Origin of the sequence: Campylobacter sp. 110, assembly GCF_002383965.1 — a bacterium.
GTDB lineage: Bacteria > Campylobacterota > Campylobacteria > Campylobacterales > Campylobacteraceae > Campylobacter_D > Campylobacter_D coli.
The window spans coordinates 81,569-97,269 of record NZ_NXBD01000052.1 but is presented as its reverse complement, the minus strand read 5'-3'; the positions used below and the strand labels follow the sequence as shown (position 1 = coordinate 97,269).

The 15,701-nt window shown below is 31.6% G+C and carries 16 protein-coding genes; 7 read left to right on the top strand and 9 right to left on the bottom strand.

Annotated features, from left to right (window positions below):
* Positions 1–4 precede the first annotated feature (4 nt).
* Complete coding sequence (locus BGS43_RS08720) at positions 5–1,030, bottom strand: cytochrome-c peroxidase (RefSeq protein ID WP_002778252.1); 1,026 nt, start codon at positions 1,028–1,030, stop codon at positions 5–7.
* Between the two features lie 179 nt (positions 1,031–1,209).
* On the opposite strand from BGS43_RS08720, the gene plsY reads away from it, so the two are divergent.
* The 5 genes from plsY (at position 1,210) to BGS43_RS08695 (ending at position 4,692) form a co-directional block, all read left to right on the top strand.
* A complete protein-coding gene (gene plsY / locus BGS43_RS08715; protein WP_002778250.1) occupies positions 1,210–1,821 on the top strand; it encodes a glycerol-3-phosphate 1-O-acyltransferase PlsY in 612 nt (203 codons plus the stop codon).
* A complete protein-coding gene (locus tag BGS43_RS08710; protein WP_096569452.1) occupies positions 1,806–2,123 on the top strand; it encodes a dihydroneopterin aldolase in 318 nt (105 codons plus the stop codon). Before plsY ends, BGS43_RS08710 begins: the two co-directional genes overlap by 16 nt.
* A 78-nt stretch (positions 2,124–2,201) precedes the next feature.
* Entirely contained in the window at positions 2,202–2,873 is a 672-nt protein-coding gene (gene hsrA, locus BGS43_RS08705; RefSeq protein WP_002824741.1) for a homeostatic response regulator transcription factor HsrA, read from the top strand.
* Between the two features lie 113 nt (positions 2,874–2,986).
* Positions 2,987–3,232 carry a YfhL family 4Fe-4S dicluster ferredoxin gene (locus tag BGS43_RS08700; protein WP_002778244.1) on the top strand — a complete coding sequence of 82 codons (246 nt, stop codon included), beginning with the start codon at positions 2,987–2,989 and terminating at the stop codon, positions 3,230–3,232.
* Positions 3,232–4,692: a Ppx/GppA phosphatase family protein gene (locus tag BGS43_RS08695; RefSeq protein WP_002791342.1), complete on the top strand. Its 1,461-nt coding sequence runs from the start codon at positions 3,232–3,234 to the stop codon at positions 4,690–4,692. Before BGS43_RS08700 ends, BGS43_RS08695 begins: the two co-directional genes overlap by 1 nt.
* On the opposite strand, the gene BGS43_RS08690 is transcribed toward BGS43_RS08695, so the two are convergent.
* The 8 genes from BGS43_RS08690 to BGS43_RS08655 all read right to left on the bottom strand — a co-directional run bounded on the left by BGS43_RS08690 (position 4,689) and on the right by BGS43_RS08655 (position 11,618).
* Entirely contained in the window at positions 4,689–5,480 is a 792-nt protein-coding gene (locus BGS43_RS08690) for a hypothetical protein (protein WP_025398713.1), read from the bottom strand. The genes BGS43_RS08695 and BGS43_RS08690 overlap by 4 nt on opposite strands.
* Positions 5,480–5,788 carry a flagellar motor switch protein FliN gene (gene fliN, locus BGS43_RS08685; RefSeq protein ID WP_002824739.1) on the bottom strand — a complete coding sequence of 103 codons (309 nt, stop codon included), beginning with the start codon at positions 5,786–5,788 and terminating at the stop codon, positions 5,480–5,482. The genes BGS43_RS08690 and fliN overlap by 1 nt, the downstream gene beginning before the upstream one ends.
* Positions 5,788–6,210, bottom strand: a complete 423-nt coding sequence (locus tag BGS43_RS08680) for a hypothetical protein (protein ID WP_002824737.1) — start codon at positions 6,208–6,210, stop codon at positions 5,788–5,790. The genes fliN and BGS43_RS08680 overlap by 1 nt, the downstream gene beginning before the upstream one ends.
* Before the next feature lie 69 nt (positions 6,211–6,279).
* Positions 6,280–7,029, bottom strand: coding sequence for a tryptophan synthase subunit alpha (trpA, locus tag BGS43_RS08675; RefSeq protein ID WP_002778239.1), 750 nt, complete (start codon positions 7,027–7,029; stop codon positions 6,280–6,282).
* Positions 7,022–8,200, bottom strand: coding sequence for a tryptophan synthase subunit beta (gene trpB / locus BGS43_RS08670; RefSeq protein ID WP_025398711.1), 1,179 nt, complete (start codon positions 8,198–8,200; stop codon positions 7,022–7,024). The genes trpA and trpB overlap by 8 nt, the downstream gene beginning before the upstream one ends.
* A complete protein-coding gene (locus BGS43_RS08665) occupies positions 8,197–8,796 on the bottom strand; it encodes a phosphoribosylanthranilate isomerase (RefSeq protein WP_025398710.1) in 600 nt (199 codons plus the stop codon). Before BGS43_RS08665 ends, trpB begins: the two co-directional genes overlap by 4 nt.
* Positions 8,783–10,375 (bottom strand): anthranilate phosphoribosyltransferase, encoded by a 1,593-nt coding sequence (gene trpD / locus BGS43_RS08660; protein ID WP_002787520.1) that lies wholly within the window; start codon positions 10,373–10,375, stop codon positions 8,783–8,785. The genes BGS43_RS08665 and trpD overlap by 14 nt, the downstream gene beginning before the upstream one ends.
* A 1-nt stretch (position 10,376) precedes the next feature.
* Positions 10,377–11,618 carry an anthranilate synthase component I family protein gene (locus tag BGS43_RS08655; RefSeq protein ID WP_002778232.1) on the bottom strand — a complete coding sequence of 414 codons (1,242 nt, stop codon included), beginning with the start codon at positions 11,616–11,618 and terminating at the stop codon, positions 10,377–10,379.
* A 387-nt stretch (positions 11,619–12,005) separates the two neighbouring features.
* Between BGS43_RS08655 and BGS43_RS08650 the strand changes: the two genes are divergently transcribed.
* Both BGS43_RS08650 and uvrA read left to right on the top strand, forming a co-directional pair.
* Positions 12,006–12,791: a sulfite exporter TauE/SafE family protein gene (locus BGS43_RS08650; protein ID WP_002787518.1), complete on the top strand. Its 786-nt coding sequence runs from the start codon at positions 12,006–12,008 to the stop codon at positions 12,789–12,791.
* A gap of 87 nt (positions 12,792–12,878) precedes the next feature.
* Positions 12,879–15,701: an excinuclease ABC subunit UvrA gene (gene uvrA / locus BGS43_RS08645; protein WP_096569449.1), complete on the top strand. Its 2,823-nt coding sequence runs from the start codon at positions 12,879–12,881 to the stop codon at positions 15,699–15,701.

Genomic DNA, 15,701 nt, shown 5'->3' with positions numbered 1-15,701 from the left:
AGCCTTATAGTTCAGGCTTTGGAGTTTTTTCTGTAGAAACAGGGAGTTGAGGATAAACCACTGCTGGTTTAGTTCCAGTTAAAGATTTTAAGAAAGTTTCTATACTTTTTGCCTCTTTATCAGAAATTTGAATGCCAAGTTGCACACTACCCATTTCTTTAATTGCATCGGTTAATTTCCATATCGCACCATTGTGGAAATATGGAGCTGTCTCAACTACATTTCTTAAAGTTGGAGTTTTAACCATACCATTTTCATCTCCTTTAAAATCACCCAAATTTGCAAATTTATACTTACCTGCAACCTCAAATGCTTGCATATTTCCACCTAAATTCACACCATTATGACAAGCTACACAACCTTTGTCAATGAAAAGTTTTAAACCTTTTTGCTCCTCTTTAGTTAAAGCTTTTTCATCTCCATTTAAGAAATTATCAAAGCGAGATGGAGTGATTAAAGTTCTTTCAAAATTTGCTATCGCATCAGCAATATTGTCAAAATTTACACCACTTTTGCCATAAATTTTCTTAAATTCTTTAACATATTCAGGTAAAGAAGCGATTTTTTCTACAGCTAATTTTGCTGGAGTTGCCATTTCAGCTTCAGATTCAATAGGTCCTTTGGCCTGATCCGCTAAAGTTCCTGCACGCCCATCCCAAAATTGAGTCGTGTTTAAAACAGCATTATATACAGTTGGGGAATTTAAATGATGAGGGTTTGCAGTCCATTTATGTCCCACTGCTGCACTGATACCATCGGCTCCACCAAGTCCTAGATTGTGACAGGTATTACATGAAATAATTCCACTTTTTGAAAGACGAGGCTCAAAATAAAGTTTTTTACCAAGCTCAACTTTATCAAGAGTAAATTCAGTAGCCTTTACTCCATTTGCTTTCAAAATCTCATCCACGCCTTTTTGATCTTTTGGTAAGGCAACTAAACCTGAATTTTTAGCCTCTTCTATAAGACTTTGAGCATTTAAACTTGAAAAAGCAACTAATGATGCAATCAATAACGATTTGACTTTCATTTACAAACTCCTTTACTTTTAGATATAAACTTAAACTAATATAATATAGTTTTATTGCTTAAATATTTATAAAAATTATTAAATAATATTAATAATTAATTAATACAAAATATATCCTATTTTTTTGATTTATTTATTTTTTTTGCATATAATGCTTCAATTATTTCTTAAGGTTAATAATGGAAAATTTAATCATTTATGCAATTGCTTATCTTTTAGGCTCTATTCCTTTTGGTTTAATTTTAGCCAAGCAATTTGCTCAAATCAATATACAAAATCAAGGCTCAAAAAGTATAGGCGCAACCAATGTATTAAGGGTTGTTAAAGAAAAAGATCCAGCTTTAGCTAAAAAACTTGCAATCGCTACTATTGTTTTAGACTTTGCAAAAGCAACTATACCCTTACTCGTACTTAAATTTTTAAATTATGATTTAAATTTACTTTGGACTGTCGCAGTTTTAACGGTATTTGGACATTGCTTTTCCATCTATCTTTTATTTGAAGGCGGCAAAGGGGTTGCAACTGGAGCGGGTGCTATGATAGTACTTTTACCTTTGGAACTCATAACAGCATTTATAGTTTGGTTTATCGTGGGTAAAATTTTTAAAATTTCATCCTTAGCGTCTTTATTGGCTTTATTAGTTTTTATAGGAAGTTCTTTTATCTTTAATTATGATATGCAAACTATAAAAACGCATGCACCTGTATTTATTATAGCTTTTATAATCATTTATAAACACTTACCCAATATCAAAAGATTGGTTTTTAAAGAAGAATGCAAAGTCATATAAATATCAAAATGCAGTTTAAATGCATTATAGGAATATTAAAATTTGAACGCAAGAAAAAACAAAAGGTTTGTATTTATCTTACAGCTAAAGCAAATGATTTTTTAGATTATGCCAAGGTATCAAAAAGAATCAAAAAATACTATAAAAAAGAACAATTTCTTACCCTAGAAGAATCTTTAGAATTTATTTGTGCGAAATTACATAGAAAATTTCCGCAAATTTACTATATTAAAATCAAAACTTATAAACCTGAAATAATCAAAAATGCAAGAGTTGGTGTAAAATTAAAAAAATTTTATTAAATTTTGTTTAAAGATATCTAAACATTTACTTAAACTATGTTATACTTTTTTAAAAATTTCTTAATGAAGGATATAATGATGAGGATTTTAGTTATAGAGGATGAGATTAGCCTTAATAAAACTATTATAGATAATCTTAATGAATTTGGTTATCAAACTGACTCTTCAGAAAATTTCAAAGACGGTGAATATTTTATCGGTATAAGACACTACGACTTAGTACTTGCAAGCTGGAATTTGCCTGATGGCGATGGTGCAGAACTTGTCAATACAATTAAGCATAAGTCTCCAAGAACTTCTGTGATGATCATGTCTGCAAAAACAGATAAAGATACAGAAATTAAAGCACTCAAAGCTGGAGCAGATGATTTTGTAAAAAAACCTTTAGATTTTGATATTTTATTGGCCAGAATAGAAGCAAGACTTAGACTTGGTGGTACAAATGTAATCAAAATAGAAGATTTAGTTATTGACCCTGATGAAGAGAAAATAACCTATAAAGGCCAAGATATAGAACTTAAAGGAAAGCCTTTTGAAGTTTTAACTCATTTAGCAAGACATTCAGATCAAATTGTATCTAAAGAACAACTTTTAGATGCTATTTGGGAAGAACCTGAACTTGTTACGCCTAATGTAATTGAAGTAGCGATCAATCAAATACGCCAAAAAATGGACAAGCCTTTAAATATCTCTACTATAGAAACTGTTAGACGCAGAGGATATCGCTTCTGTTTTCCTAAAAAATCCTAAGCATTTTGCACCCTTTGGTGCAAAATTTTTATCTTTATATTTATTTTTTATATTTTATTTAAGTTTTGTTATTGTATAAACTAAAAATTATTTTTAAAATTTGAAAGGTGATAATGGCTCTTTTGATTACTAAAGATTGCGTATGTTGTGATGCTTGTAGAGAAGAGTGTCCAGATGAGGCTATTTATGAACATAGTCCTATCTATGTGATTGATGCTGATCTTTGTTCAGAGTGTGTTAATGATTTTTCAGAACCTGCTTGTATAGTGGCATGTCCTTATGAATGTATCATACCTGATCCTGATAATGTTGAAAGCATAGAAGAGTTAAAATTAAAAAATCGTAATAGAGAATTTTAATGGCAAAAAAAACCGCTGTTGTAGACTTAGGATCAAATTCCATTAGAATGGTGGTTTTTGAAAAAACTTCGAGATATAGTTTTTATACTACTTGTGAATACAAACGCAAAGTTAGACTTGGAGAAAATGCTTATAACAATGGCAAAATTCTTCAAGAAGACTCTATGCAAAGGGCTGAAAATGCTCTAGCTTTTTTTAAACAATGTGCACTCAAACACAAATGTAAAAAAATATTCATTATAGGTACTTCAGCTTTAAGAGATGCTCCAAATTCTAAAGATTTTATTAAAAGAATTAAAGATAAGCTAAACTTAAATATTCGATGTATTGATGGAAAAAACGAAAGTTATCTTGGCGGTCTTGCAACCTTAAATTTATTAAGTCCTTTTAAAGATGGCACCACACTTGACATAGGTGGAGGTTCAAGCGAACTTTGTCTTATAAAAAACAATAAAATCATCTCTTGTATTTCATTAGACTTAGGAACGGTTAGATTAAAAGAATTGTTCTATGATAAAGGTAAAGCAGATGCTTTAGATGATTTTATCAAACCCATTTTAGAACAAATCCCTTCTGAATTTTGCAATCAAAATCTCATTGCAATAGGTGGAAGTTTAAGAGCCATTTCAAATTCCATTATGCAAAAAAACTCTTATCCCTTAAAAAATATACATGATTTTAGATATATGCTCGAAGATGAAAAAGAGCATATCTTGAAGATTTTTAACTCTAAAGCAGATGCATTGATTAATTTTGGTATCAAAAAAGATCGTTTTGATACTATTAAAGAGGGTATTTTTATCTTTCTAAAAATAGCAGAAAAACTCAAAGCCAAACAAATCATTACTAGCGGGGTAGGCATTCGCGAGGGTGTGTACTTGCAAGATTTGCTACGCCCTAAACACACTTTTCCTGTAAATTTTAACCCTAGTTTAAAATCTCTACAAGATAGATTTCTTCAAGGAAATATAAACAACAAAACACCTTATTTTTCTATACAAATTTTTAAAGTCTTACAGGGTCTTCATAAAATCCATGAAAAATATCAACAAAGCCTATTAAATGCCGCAAAACTTTGTCATTTGGGTGAATATTTGAATTTTTACTTTGCTAATGAACACTCTGCATATTTTATTTTAAATGGATTAAATTATGGCTTTTCACACCAAGAAAAAGTGTTGATTGCAACTCTTATTAAATTAAATGGCAAGAAGGTAAATCCTTATAATCTTGAGCCCTATAGACAGCTTTTGCCAAACACGCATATCATTTCTTGGTTGAATTTTATTCTTAGCTTAGCTAAAATACTAAGCACAAATGAAAATAAAATCGAAATTGCTTTTGCCAACAATACACTTTATATTTATAGTGAGTCAAAAATTCTTGATCTACCTAAAGATGAACTGAAAAAAATTACCAAACCAGCCACGATAGCCTTAGCTATCAATCAAAAGCCTTAAGATTTTTTATTCTTTTGGCGTTGCTCTATAAGACTTTGGATACGCTTTTTATTCTCTTCAAAGAAAGAATCAAAATTTTTTTCAGATTTTTCTGTAACCTTTGGCTCATAATCTGGAATTTCAATCTCTTCTAATACAATATTAGAATTGCCCACTATCATAGTATAACGCTTGCTTGCGTATTCAAAAACTATCAATTGATTATTTTTATCTAAAAATCTTTGAAATATCATACGAAAATCTCTAGAAACACCCGTATTTTTAAAAGCTAAAGTTCTCTTAAGCCACCAAAGCACTATAAGCAAGACAAATAAAACCAGCATTACTAAAATGTAATTTGTATAATCATAGCCTTCTAAGCTTGTCTTTTTAGAATTTAAAATCGGCTCTTCATTTGTACTTAAATTGCTTTGTTCAGGATTTATACTTTCTTTACCTTGCTGAACCGCTCTTATCCTAACTCCAAATTTATCATTAATAGAGCTTAATTCTAAGGAGATTGGCTCTTTGTTCTGTAGCATGATATATGTATTATTATCTTTAGAACTGATACTGATCTTATCCACAAGTCCTGAATTTAAACTTTTGAGTTCTTCTTTGCTGTATTTTAAATCACTCAAGGTTAAAAGAGTAAGATTTTTTTCTTTTTTCTGAGAAATTTTACCCCCATAAGCACTATCAAAAGATAGCATTAAATCTACTCTATCATTTCTATCGTAAATATTATAACTGATTAATTCTACAGCAAAAAGGGGCAGTGCGAGTATGCTTAATAATAAAACTTTCATTAAATTTCTTTTTTGAAATATTGAAGTACGGTTTTAGAATCTAGAATTTCATTAATTCTAATTGCTAAATTTTTCTCATAAACCATAACCTCGCCTTTGCCAAAAATTCTTTTATTGATATAAAGCTCAACGCTTTCTCCAGCAGGCTTTTCAAGATCAATAACCGAACCTACTTCAAGTTTTAAAAGCTCCGCTACACTCATATTTGTAGTTCCAAGTTCGCTTACAAAATCTACTGTAATATCTAAGATATCTTCATAAGATTGTAAAAGCCCATGATGAATGTTAAACTCTATATCATCGCTCATTATTTGCAATATCCTATTCTAAAATAATGATTTTCAAAGCTATAAGTTAAAGATTCATCTAATATAATAGATGAAAAATCAACCCTACCTAAATACTCTGGTATGCCAAGTTTATACTCATCATCTCCCTTAGCATCATTGAGTAAATTTTTTGCATAGCCTATGATTTGATTGGCGCATTCTTTACTTAAATCACACCAATCATCTTCTTTAAATTTTTCATCACAAACTAAAACATTAGCAATTGTTTGTAGAAATTCTTTTGGAAAAAATAAATAAAAATGATATTCTCTACCACTTTTTTCCATTACAGGAATACTGGCTCCATAAAGTTCACCTACTATATCTTCAGCCTTTTCGATATGAAGTCTTAGGATATGTTCAAAAAAATGTGTTATTGAATATTCAAGAACTTTCAACATAATATCACCTTTATAAAAAACTTAGTTAAAAATTATAGTAAATATAAAATAAAAATATGTTTTAAAAAATTATTTTTCAAAAATTTCTTCTACACCTTTTAAAATTTGATTTACATCATTGCTTGCAAAAAGCTTTACTATATTCGTTCCTACTATCACTCCATCGGCTAGTTTACGCATATTTCTTACATCTGTGTTATTTTTTACCCCAAAACCAACATAAATAGGCAGTTGTGTGAAAGATCGGATTTCTTGTATTTTTTCTTGCAAAAGTTTATTATCCGCACTTTGTCCTCCTGTTATGCCTACACTAGCAAGTAAATAAATAAAACCCTTAGCATTTTTTACAAGTTCTTTAACACGCTCTTTAGGAGTTGTAATGCTTACAAGAGTAATCAAAGCTATGTCATACTTTTGACATTCTTTATACAAAGGCTTACTTTCTTCATAACTTAGCTCAGGAACTATCAAAGCAGAAATTCCCAAAGCCTTGGCTTTTTTAACAAAATTTTCTAAGCCGTAGGAAAAAATTAAATTATAATACACCATAAAAACAAGGGCTTTTTTTGTTTTTATTTTGGCTAAAAGCTCAAATATTTTATGAATGTCTGCGCCTTGTTCTAGGGCAATTTTTGCAGCATTGGCGATGATCTCACCATCAGCAATAGGATCACTATATGCGATTCCTAATTCCAAAACATCGATCGAACTTTCATCCAAACGCTTTAAAAACTCTTCACTAATTTTTAAATTTGGATAGCCTAAAACCATATAAGCTACATTTGCCTTATCCTTGTAAAATTTTGTAAAATCAACCATAAATTGTTCCTTTTTTATATTCTCTAATCGTTTGCATATCTTTATCGCCTCTACCTGATAAATTAACCACTATCACGCTCTTTTTGTTTAATTTAGGACAAAGTTTTTCCAAAAATGCCAAAGCATGAGAACTCTCAATAGCAGGGATAATCCCCTCTTCCTTACAAAGCATTTTTAAAGCCGTCATGCATTCTTCATCGGTAATGGCATAATATTTTGCCCTACCACTTTGAGATAAAAAAGCATGCAAAGGACCAATTCCTGGATAATCAAGTCCCGCAGAAACACTATGCACAGGTAAGATGTTTCCTAATTCATCTTGCAAAACCTTCGTTTTCATACCATGGATAATACCTGTTTTTCCCTTGGTTAAAGTCGCTGCATGATAAGGCGTATCAATGCCAAGCCCCCCTGCTTCAATACCTATAAGTTTAACATTTTCATCTTTGATAAAATCATAAAATATTCCTGCTGCATTGCTTCCACCTCCTACTGCAGCGATGATATAATCTACTTTTTTACCTAATTTTTTAAGTTGACTTTTGCATTCTTTTCCTATAACGCTTTGAAAATGTGTAACCATCTTAGGATAAGGATAAGGTCCTACGGCACTTCCAACCACATAAAAAAGATTTTTAATATCCCCCACCCAAGCTTGGATAGCAGCAGTTGTAGCTTCTTTTAAGGTTTTAAGTCCACTTTGTATAGCATTAACCTTAGCTCCCAAAAGCTCCATTTTATAAACATTTAAAGCTTGTCGTTGTACATCAGTCGCTCCCATGTAAATTTCACACTCAAGTCCTAAAAGTGCTGCAGCAGTAGCAGTTGCTAATCCATGCTGCCCTGCCCCTGTTTCGGCAATGATTTTTTTCTTACCCATTTTTTTTGCTAAAAGTGCTTGCGCTATAGCATTGTTGATTTTATGTGCTCCTGTATGGTTTAAATCTTCACGCTTAAGATAAATTTCATGTCCGTATTTTTTACTTAAATTTCGAGCAAAATAAAGCGGAGTGGGGCGTCCTACATAAGTAGTTAAAAGCTCTTGAAGCTCTTTTTTAAAGGCTTTATCCTGTGCAAATTTTAAAAAAGCATCTTCAAGCTCATTTAAAGCAAACATCGCACTCTCAGGCAAAAACTGCCCACCAAATTCACCATAATACGCCTTTTTCATTTTCTCATCTCCTTTAAAATATACTTGATTTTTTCCACATCTTTTAAATGATTTTCCTTTTCTATCTTTGAATTTAAGTCTATGATTTTTGGTTTTAAACTTAAAGCTTCATTGATATTATGAGTTCCTATGCCTCCTGCTAAGGCAAAATCTTTTTTAAAGTCTTTCAAAAGATCCCAGTTAAAACTTTCCCCATTGCCTCCATGAAATTTTCCCTTAGTATCAAATAAAATTAAATCCGCATAAGTATTTTCTTCCAATTCCAAACAATCCCCTACACTTAAAACCTGCCAAACAAAAACTCCACTTTCTTTTAAGGTTTTAAACTCAAATTCACTGATTTTTCTATGAATTTGTACTCCATCAAGCTTTGCTTGTTTGATTGCTTTTAAAATAAATTCCAAATTTTCATCGACAAAAACCCCCACACTCTTTTTAAATCCCGCATGGATGATATCGCTTAAATTCATTGCTTGCTCTAAACTAAGCTGTCTAGGACTTTTTGCGAAAATAAGCCCCATGAAATCAACATTTAATTCAGTGATTTCCTTGGCATTATTTTCATCCTTAATGCCACAAATTTTAAGCTTTGTCATTTAGACTCCTAAAATACTCCATCACCTTGCCAGAATATATAGCCTCTAAAATAATATCTTTTGCTTTTAAAGGTGTTGAAACTTTGTTGGCTGTATAAAGTGCGAACATAGAATTTAAAACCACGATATCAAATTTAGCCCCTTGTATTTTTCCACTTAAGATATCTTTTAAATCCTTAGCATTTTCATAAGCATTGCCACCCATAATCTCACTATGAAAAGCTCGCTTAAAACCAAATTGTTCGGGTGTAACGCCGTATTCATAAATTTCACCCTCTCTTACTTCAAAAATCTTTGTTTCATCGCAAATACTGATCTCATCCATGCCATCATTGCCACGCACCACCAAAGCTCTTTTTCGTCCTAGTGATCTTAAAACTTCAGCCAAAAGCTTATGCACAGGTGCATGATAATTTCCCATCATTTGATATTTAAGCTTTAAATTAGGATGAAGTAAGGGCCCTAAAACATTAAATACAGTTCTTATGCCAAGCTTTGCCCTAAGCTCTCTTAGCTCACCTACTAAAGGATGAAAATACGGGGCATGAAAAAAGGCTAAATTTTTATTTTGCAAATCATTTAAAGCACATTCTAAATTATCAGGAATTTTTACATCCAAAGCATCTAAAACATCGGTGCTTCCACTTGAACTAGAAATCGCTCTATTCCCATGTTTTGCTACTTTTACTCCTAAAGCTGCTAAAATAAAAGCACTTGCTGTTGAAACATTGATACTTTTAAAATTATCTCCTCCAGTACCACATATATCTATCATATCGCTTTCATCACTAAAGGTTTTAGAATAACGCAAAATTTCACGCACAAGACTGCTTAATGATTTTTGATTGAGGGATTTTTCACTGATTAAAACAAGTAAAGCAGCCGCTTGTAAAGGCTCATAATCCCTACTCATAATAATCTTGCAAATTTCTGAAAAGTCTTCACTTTCTAAATAATGATTTTCACTCATTTTTTGCAAATAAAATCCAAGAGTATGTTTTTTATCCTGAACTGCTTTTTCTTGATTTAAAAAATTAGCAAAAATTTTGATTCCGTATTCGCTAAAATAACTTTCAGGATGAAACTGCACGCCAAAATAAGGTAAAGTTTTATGTTTCATAGCCATGATAACATTATCATCACTCAAAGCTAAAATTTCAAAATCATCGGGCAAATTTTTAACTTCTAAAGAGTGATAACGCATCACACTCACCTCATCTTCAAAATCTTTAAAAATTGTATCTTTATTATAAATTTTAATTAAGGAATTTTTTGCATGCATAGGGTTTTGCAATTTAGCAATTTCGGCCTTAAAACTAAAACCCAAAGCTTGATGTCCTAAGCAAATTCCAAGCGTAGGGATGTTGGGTCGTGATTTAAAAATTTCAAGACACACTCCACTATCTTTTGGGTGTTTTGGACCAGGACTTAAAATGATATAGTTTGGATTTAAAGCTTTGATTTCATCAAGAGTGATTTTATCGTTTCGAACAACTAAAATTTCACCCTTGTATACATTTTCGAGCATGGATTTGATATTGAAAACAAAAGAATCATAATTATCAATCAAAAGTATCATTTTAACTCCTTTTAGCCATTTTTTCAAAACTTACTAATAAAGCTTTACGCTTAGCGCAAATTTCTTCATATTCTTTTTGTGGATCACTTTGTAAAACTATACCCGCTCCACTTGCTATAAAAGCTTTATTTTCTTTAAAAAAAGCCGATCTTATGATAATAGCTAAAACCACATCTTCATTAAAATTTAAAAACCCAACAGCGCCTCCATAAACTCCTCTATCTAAATTTTCAAGCTCATTGATAATTTCTAAAGCTCTAATCTTTGGGGCACCACTTAAAGTTCCTGCTGGAAAAACCGCTCCTATAATATCAAAAATATTGGCTTGCTTATCCATCGTCGCATAAACTTCACTGACTATATGCATGACAAATTTATTTCTTGTTATACTGAAAAGATTTTCAACTCGCGTATTTGTACCGAATTTAGATGCATCATTTCTAGCTAAATCAACAAGCATTTTATGCTCACTCAATTCTTTTTCATCGCTTAAAAGATCTTTTTCTAATTTTAAAATATCTGAATTTTCATCCAAATTTCGAGTACCTGCTATAGGAGCTAAAAAAATTTCTTTGTTTTTTATTTTCAGTAAAAACTCTGGAGAAGAACCCAACACAACCCCATATTGAGTCGGAAAATAAAACATATAAGCACTAGGATTTAACTCACTTAAAGTTTCATAAAATTCAAAACTATCAAAATTATGCTCTATGCAAAGCTGCTTGCTTAAAACCACTTGAAAAATGTCTCCGCTTAAAAGATATTCCTTGGCTTTTTCCACACTTTGGATAAAATCTCTTTTTTCTTCTTGAAAATCCTGCAAGATTTTATATTCGCAAACTTTTTTATCGAAAACAAAATCTTCTTTTAAAAAATCAAAATACTTATTTTCTCCGTATTTAAAAAACATTTTGCTAGTTTTTTCATAAACCAAATAAGCTTTAGCATTGGCAAATAAAAAATTTGGAAAATCATAATTTTTATTTTCATTTGAGGGTAAATTCTCAAACAAAGAAATAAAATTTGCACTAAAAACACCAAAAAATCCAGAATATTTGCAAATTTGCTCTCTTGAAGCATTTTCATAAAATTTCGCCTTTAATTCGCTAAGAGTGATATCCTTAGCATCATAAAAATCACAATCAATACCTATAATAACCCTAGTAGAATCTTCAGCAAAGTAAGAAGAAGGAAATTCTTTTAAAATTTGCCTATAATATAAATTTGCTTTCATTTCAAGCATAATACAACCTTTATAAAAAATAAAATAAAAAAAATATTGAGAAGTTAAAAAAAGAAGCTTAGAAGCGCCAAGAACGAAGAGTGTGTGTTGATACTAAAATTAAAGAATTATTTAAAAAATCGTTTTTATTCATCTTCTACCTTTCAAAAAATTAAGCCTCATTTTTTAAACTATGATGACTTTTATTAATTTTAGAGAAAAAAACATAAAATTATCCTTTAATATTTATTTCATTTTCAAAAAAATAAATCCATGTAACTCTGTGGAAAATATTTTGTCAAAATAAGCCTTGTAAAACATTATAAAAAATTTTAAAACTAAGATAAGCTTGATAAGATAAAATTACTCCTTATTTAATCAACAAACGATATAAATTTAGGAAAAAGTATGAATTTTGCAGATTTGCCTTATATCTTTATAGGTATATTTTCAGGTATTACTTCAGGACTTTTTGGCATAGGTGGGGGAATGATTATCGTGCCCTCAATGTTTGCTTTAGGAGCAAGTGCTCATCATGCTATTGGAATTTCTGTATTACAGATGATCTTTGCGGCCATTTTTGGTTCTTATATTAATTATAAAAAAAAGAATTTAAATCTCAAAGATGGTATTGTTATAGGACTAGGCGGTCTTTTAGGGGCAAGCTTTAGTGGAATTTTATTACAAGCCTTAAGCGATGTAGCTCTTACTGCTATATTTTTAGGAGTAAGTTGTGTATTTTTTATCAAATATGCCTTTGGCATCAAAGAAAGTGTTGTAAAAAGCCATAAAAGCGTATGGGTTAAAAATGGAATTTTATTTATAGCGGGAGCTTTTACGGGAATTTTTGCTATTTCTTTAGGTATAGGCGGAGGGCTTTTAATCGCTCCAATTTTAGCTTATTTCTTAGGCTATGATAGCAAAAAAGTGGTTTCGCTTTCTTTATTTTTTGTTATTTTTGCTTCAATCTCTGGTATCATCTCTTTTGCAAATTCAGGTGTAATTGACGCTGAAGTTATCCACAAAGGTGTTTTAGTAGGTTTTGCTTCTATGATAGGTGTTTTTATAGGTATAAAAATCATAGAAAAAATGCATATTTCAGCTCATAGAAAAATTTTACTTTGCGTATATGCTTTATCCATACTTGCAACCACTCTTTCTCTGCTTAGAAAACTTGGAATTTTAGCATTTTAATCCATTAAAATGCTAAAAAATTTAAAAACATAATTTTTATATTTTTATGTTAAAATATTAAATTTATTTAATGCTTAGGAAAAACTTATGAATGATACGATAAAAATCATTGGCGCAAAGGAAAATAATCTTAAAAATATTCATCTTGAAATTCCAAAAAATAAACTCATTGTTTTTACAGGATTAAGCGGTAGTGGAAAATCAACCCTTGCTTTTGGCACACTCTATGCCGAAGGTCAACGCCGTTATATAGAAAGTTTGAGTGCTTATGCAAGACAATTTTTAGACAAGGTAGGCAAACCCGATGTGGATAAAATCGAAGGTTTAACCCCTGCTATTGCGATTGATCAAAAAACCACTTCTAAAAATCCGCGTTCTACAGTCGGAACCATCACTGAAATTTATGATTATTTAAGACTTTTATATGCAAGAGTGGGGATTCAGCATTGCCATCAATGCGGACAAAAAATCTCATCCATGAGTGCAAGCGATATAGTAGGAGAAATTTTAAAATTTCCAAAAGGAGCTAAAATCATCATCTACGCTCCTTTGGTACGTGAAAAAAAAGGAACTTATGCGGATTTACTTGAAAATTTGCGCAATAAAGGCTATGTAAGAGCGCAAATTGATGGGGTTTTAGTAAGACTTGATGAAGATATAGAACTTTCAAAAACTAAAAAACATACGATAAAACTCGTCATTGATAGACTCGAAATACAAGAAGATCTACTTTCTCGCCTTGCAAGCGATATAGAAAAAGGTTTGGAAGAAAGCTTTGGAGAAATCGAGATAGAAGTCTTAAATCCCGATGAAGTAGGACTTAATAAGCACTATCACTTTAGCGAACACTCCGCTTGCTTTGCTTGTAAAATTTCCTTTGTTCCTCTTGAGCCTTTAAGTTTTTCTTTTAACTCTCCAAAAGGGGCTTGTGAAGCCTGTGATGGACTTGGAATTCGCTATACCCTAGATATGAAAAAAATCATCGATGAAAACCTAAGTCTTGAAAATGGCGCGGTAAAAATAATGTATGGATTTAACAAAAGCTATTATTATAAATTTTTAATTGCTTTTTGCGAGCAAAATGAAATTCCTATTAAACTCCCTTTTGCTGAACTTAGCGAAGAACAAAAACGCCTTGTGCTATACGGAAATGCAAAAACCATTGACTTTTTTTGGAAAAGAAATCGCCTCAAACGCACCTTTGAAGGTGTGGTAAAAATGGCTTATGAAATGCTAAAAGATGAAAAAGACTTAGCAGAATACATGAGTGAAAAAATTTGCAAAGATTGTGCAGGTCATCGTTTAAGACCCGAAAGTTTAGCCGTAAAAGTAGCCTCTAAAGGACTAGGCGAAATTTTAGATATGAGTATAGAAGATAGCACTAGCTTTTTTGCAAATAAGAAAAATTTCTCTTATTTAAGCGAGCAAGAAAGACTTATCTCTGAACCCATATTAAAAGAAATCAACGAAAGACTTTTCTTTTTATATGATGTAGGACTAGGCTATTTATCTTTAGGACGCGATGCAAGGACGATTAGCGGAGGTGAGGCACAAAGAATTCGCATCGCTTCACAAATTGGCAGTGGTTTAAGTGGGGTGATGTATGTTTTAGATGAACCTAGTATCGGACTTCATGAAAGAGATACTGCAAAACTGATTAAAACTTTAAGAAATTTACAACAAAAAGGCAATACTCTAATTGTTGTAGAGCACGATAAAATGACTATAGAAGAAGCTGATTTTATCGTAGATATTGGCCCAAAAGCAGGAAAATTTGGAGGCGAAGTGGTATTTGCTGGAACTTATAAAGAACTTTTAAAAAGCAAAAGTGAAACCGCACTTTATATGAACGGCAAGAAGCAAATTTCACAGCTTCAAAACAGAGAGCAAAAAGAATGGCTAGAACTTAAAAATGTAAATATCAATAATATCAAAGATCTAAGCGTTTCTTTTCCTTTGCAAAATTTAGTCGCGATCACAGGTGTTTCAGGATCTGGAAAAAGCTCTCTCATACTTCAAACCTTACTGCCTTTTGCACAAGAAGAATTAAACCGCGCCAAAAAAGTAAAGAAATTAGGTGGGGTGCAGATTGAAGGGCTTGAAAAACTAGATAAGGTTATTTATCTTGATCAAAGTCCTATAGGACGAACCCCGCGATCAAATCCTGCTACTTATACAGGTGCCATGGATGAAATTCGCAATCTTTTTGCTGCTACCAAAGAAGCTAAAATGCGAGGCTATAAAGCGGGGCGTTTTTCTTTTAATGTTAAGGGTGGAAGATGTGAGAAATGCAGTGGCGATGGAGAGATTAAAATAGAAATGCACTTCTTGCCCGATGTAATGGTGGTTTGCGATACTTGCCATGGCAAACGCTATAATGATGCCACGCTAGAGATTAAATACAAAGGCAAAAATATCAGTGAAATTTTAAATATGAGCGTTTTAGAAGCAAGTGAATTTTTTGCAGCTGTGCCAAAAATCAAACAAAAACTTGATACCTTAGTAAAAGTCGGACTTGATTATCTTACCCTAGGACAAAATGCAACGACTTTAAGTGGGGGTGAAGCGCAAAGGATAAAACTTGCAAAAGAATTAAGCCGCAGTGACACAGGAAAAACGCTTTACATACTTGATGAACCAACCACGGGGCTACATTTTGAAGATGTCAATAAACTCGTTTTAGTTTTACAACACTTAGTCGATCTTAAAAATTCTGTTTTTGTGATAGAACATAATTTAGATGTGATTAAAAATGCTGATTATATCATCGATATGGGTCCAGAAGGCGGAGTAAAGGGTGGAAAAATCATTAGTACAGGAAGCGTGGAAAAAGTCGCAAAAGATCATAAGAAAACAAAATCTTATACAGGATATTATTTGGATTTAGAGCTTAAAAACGCAAAGAGTTAA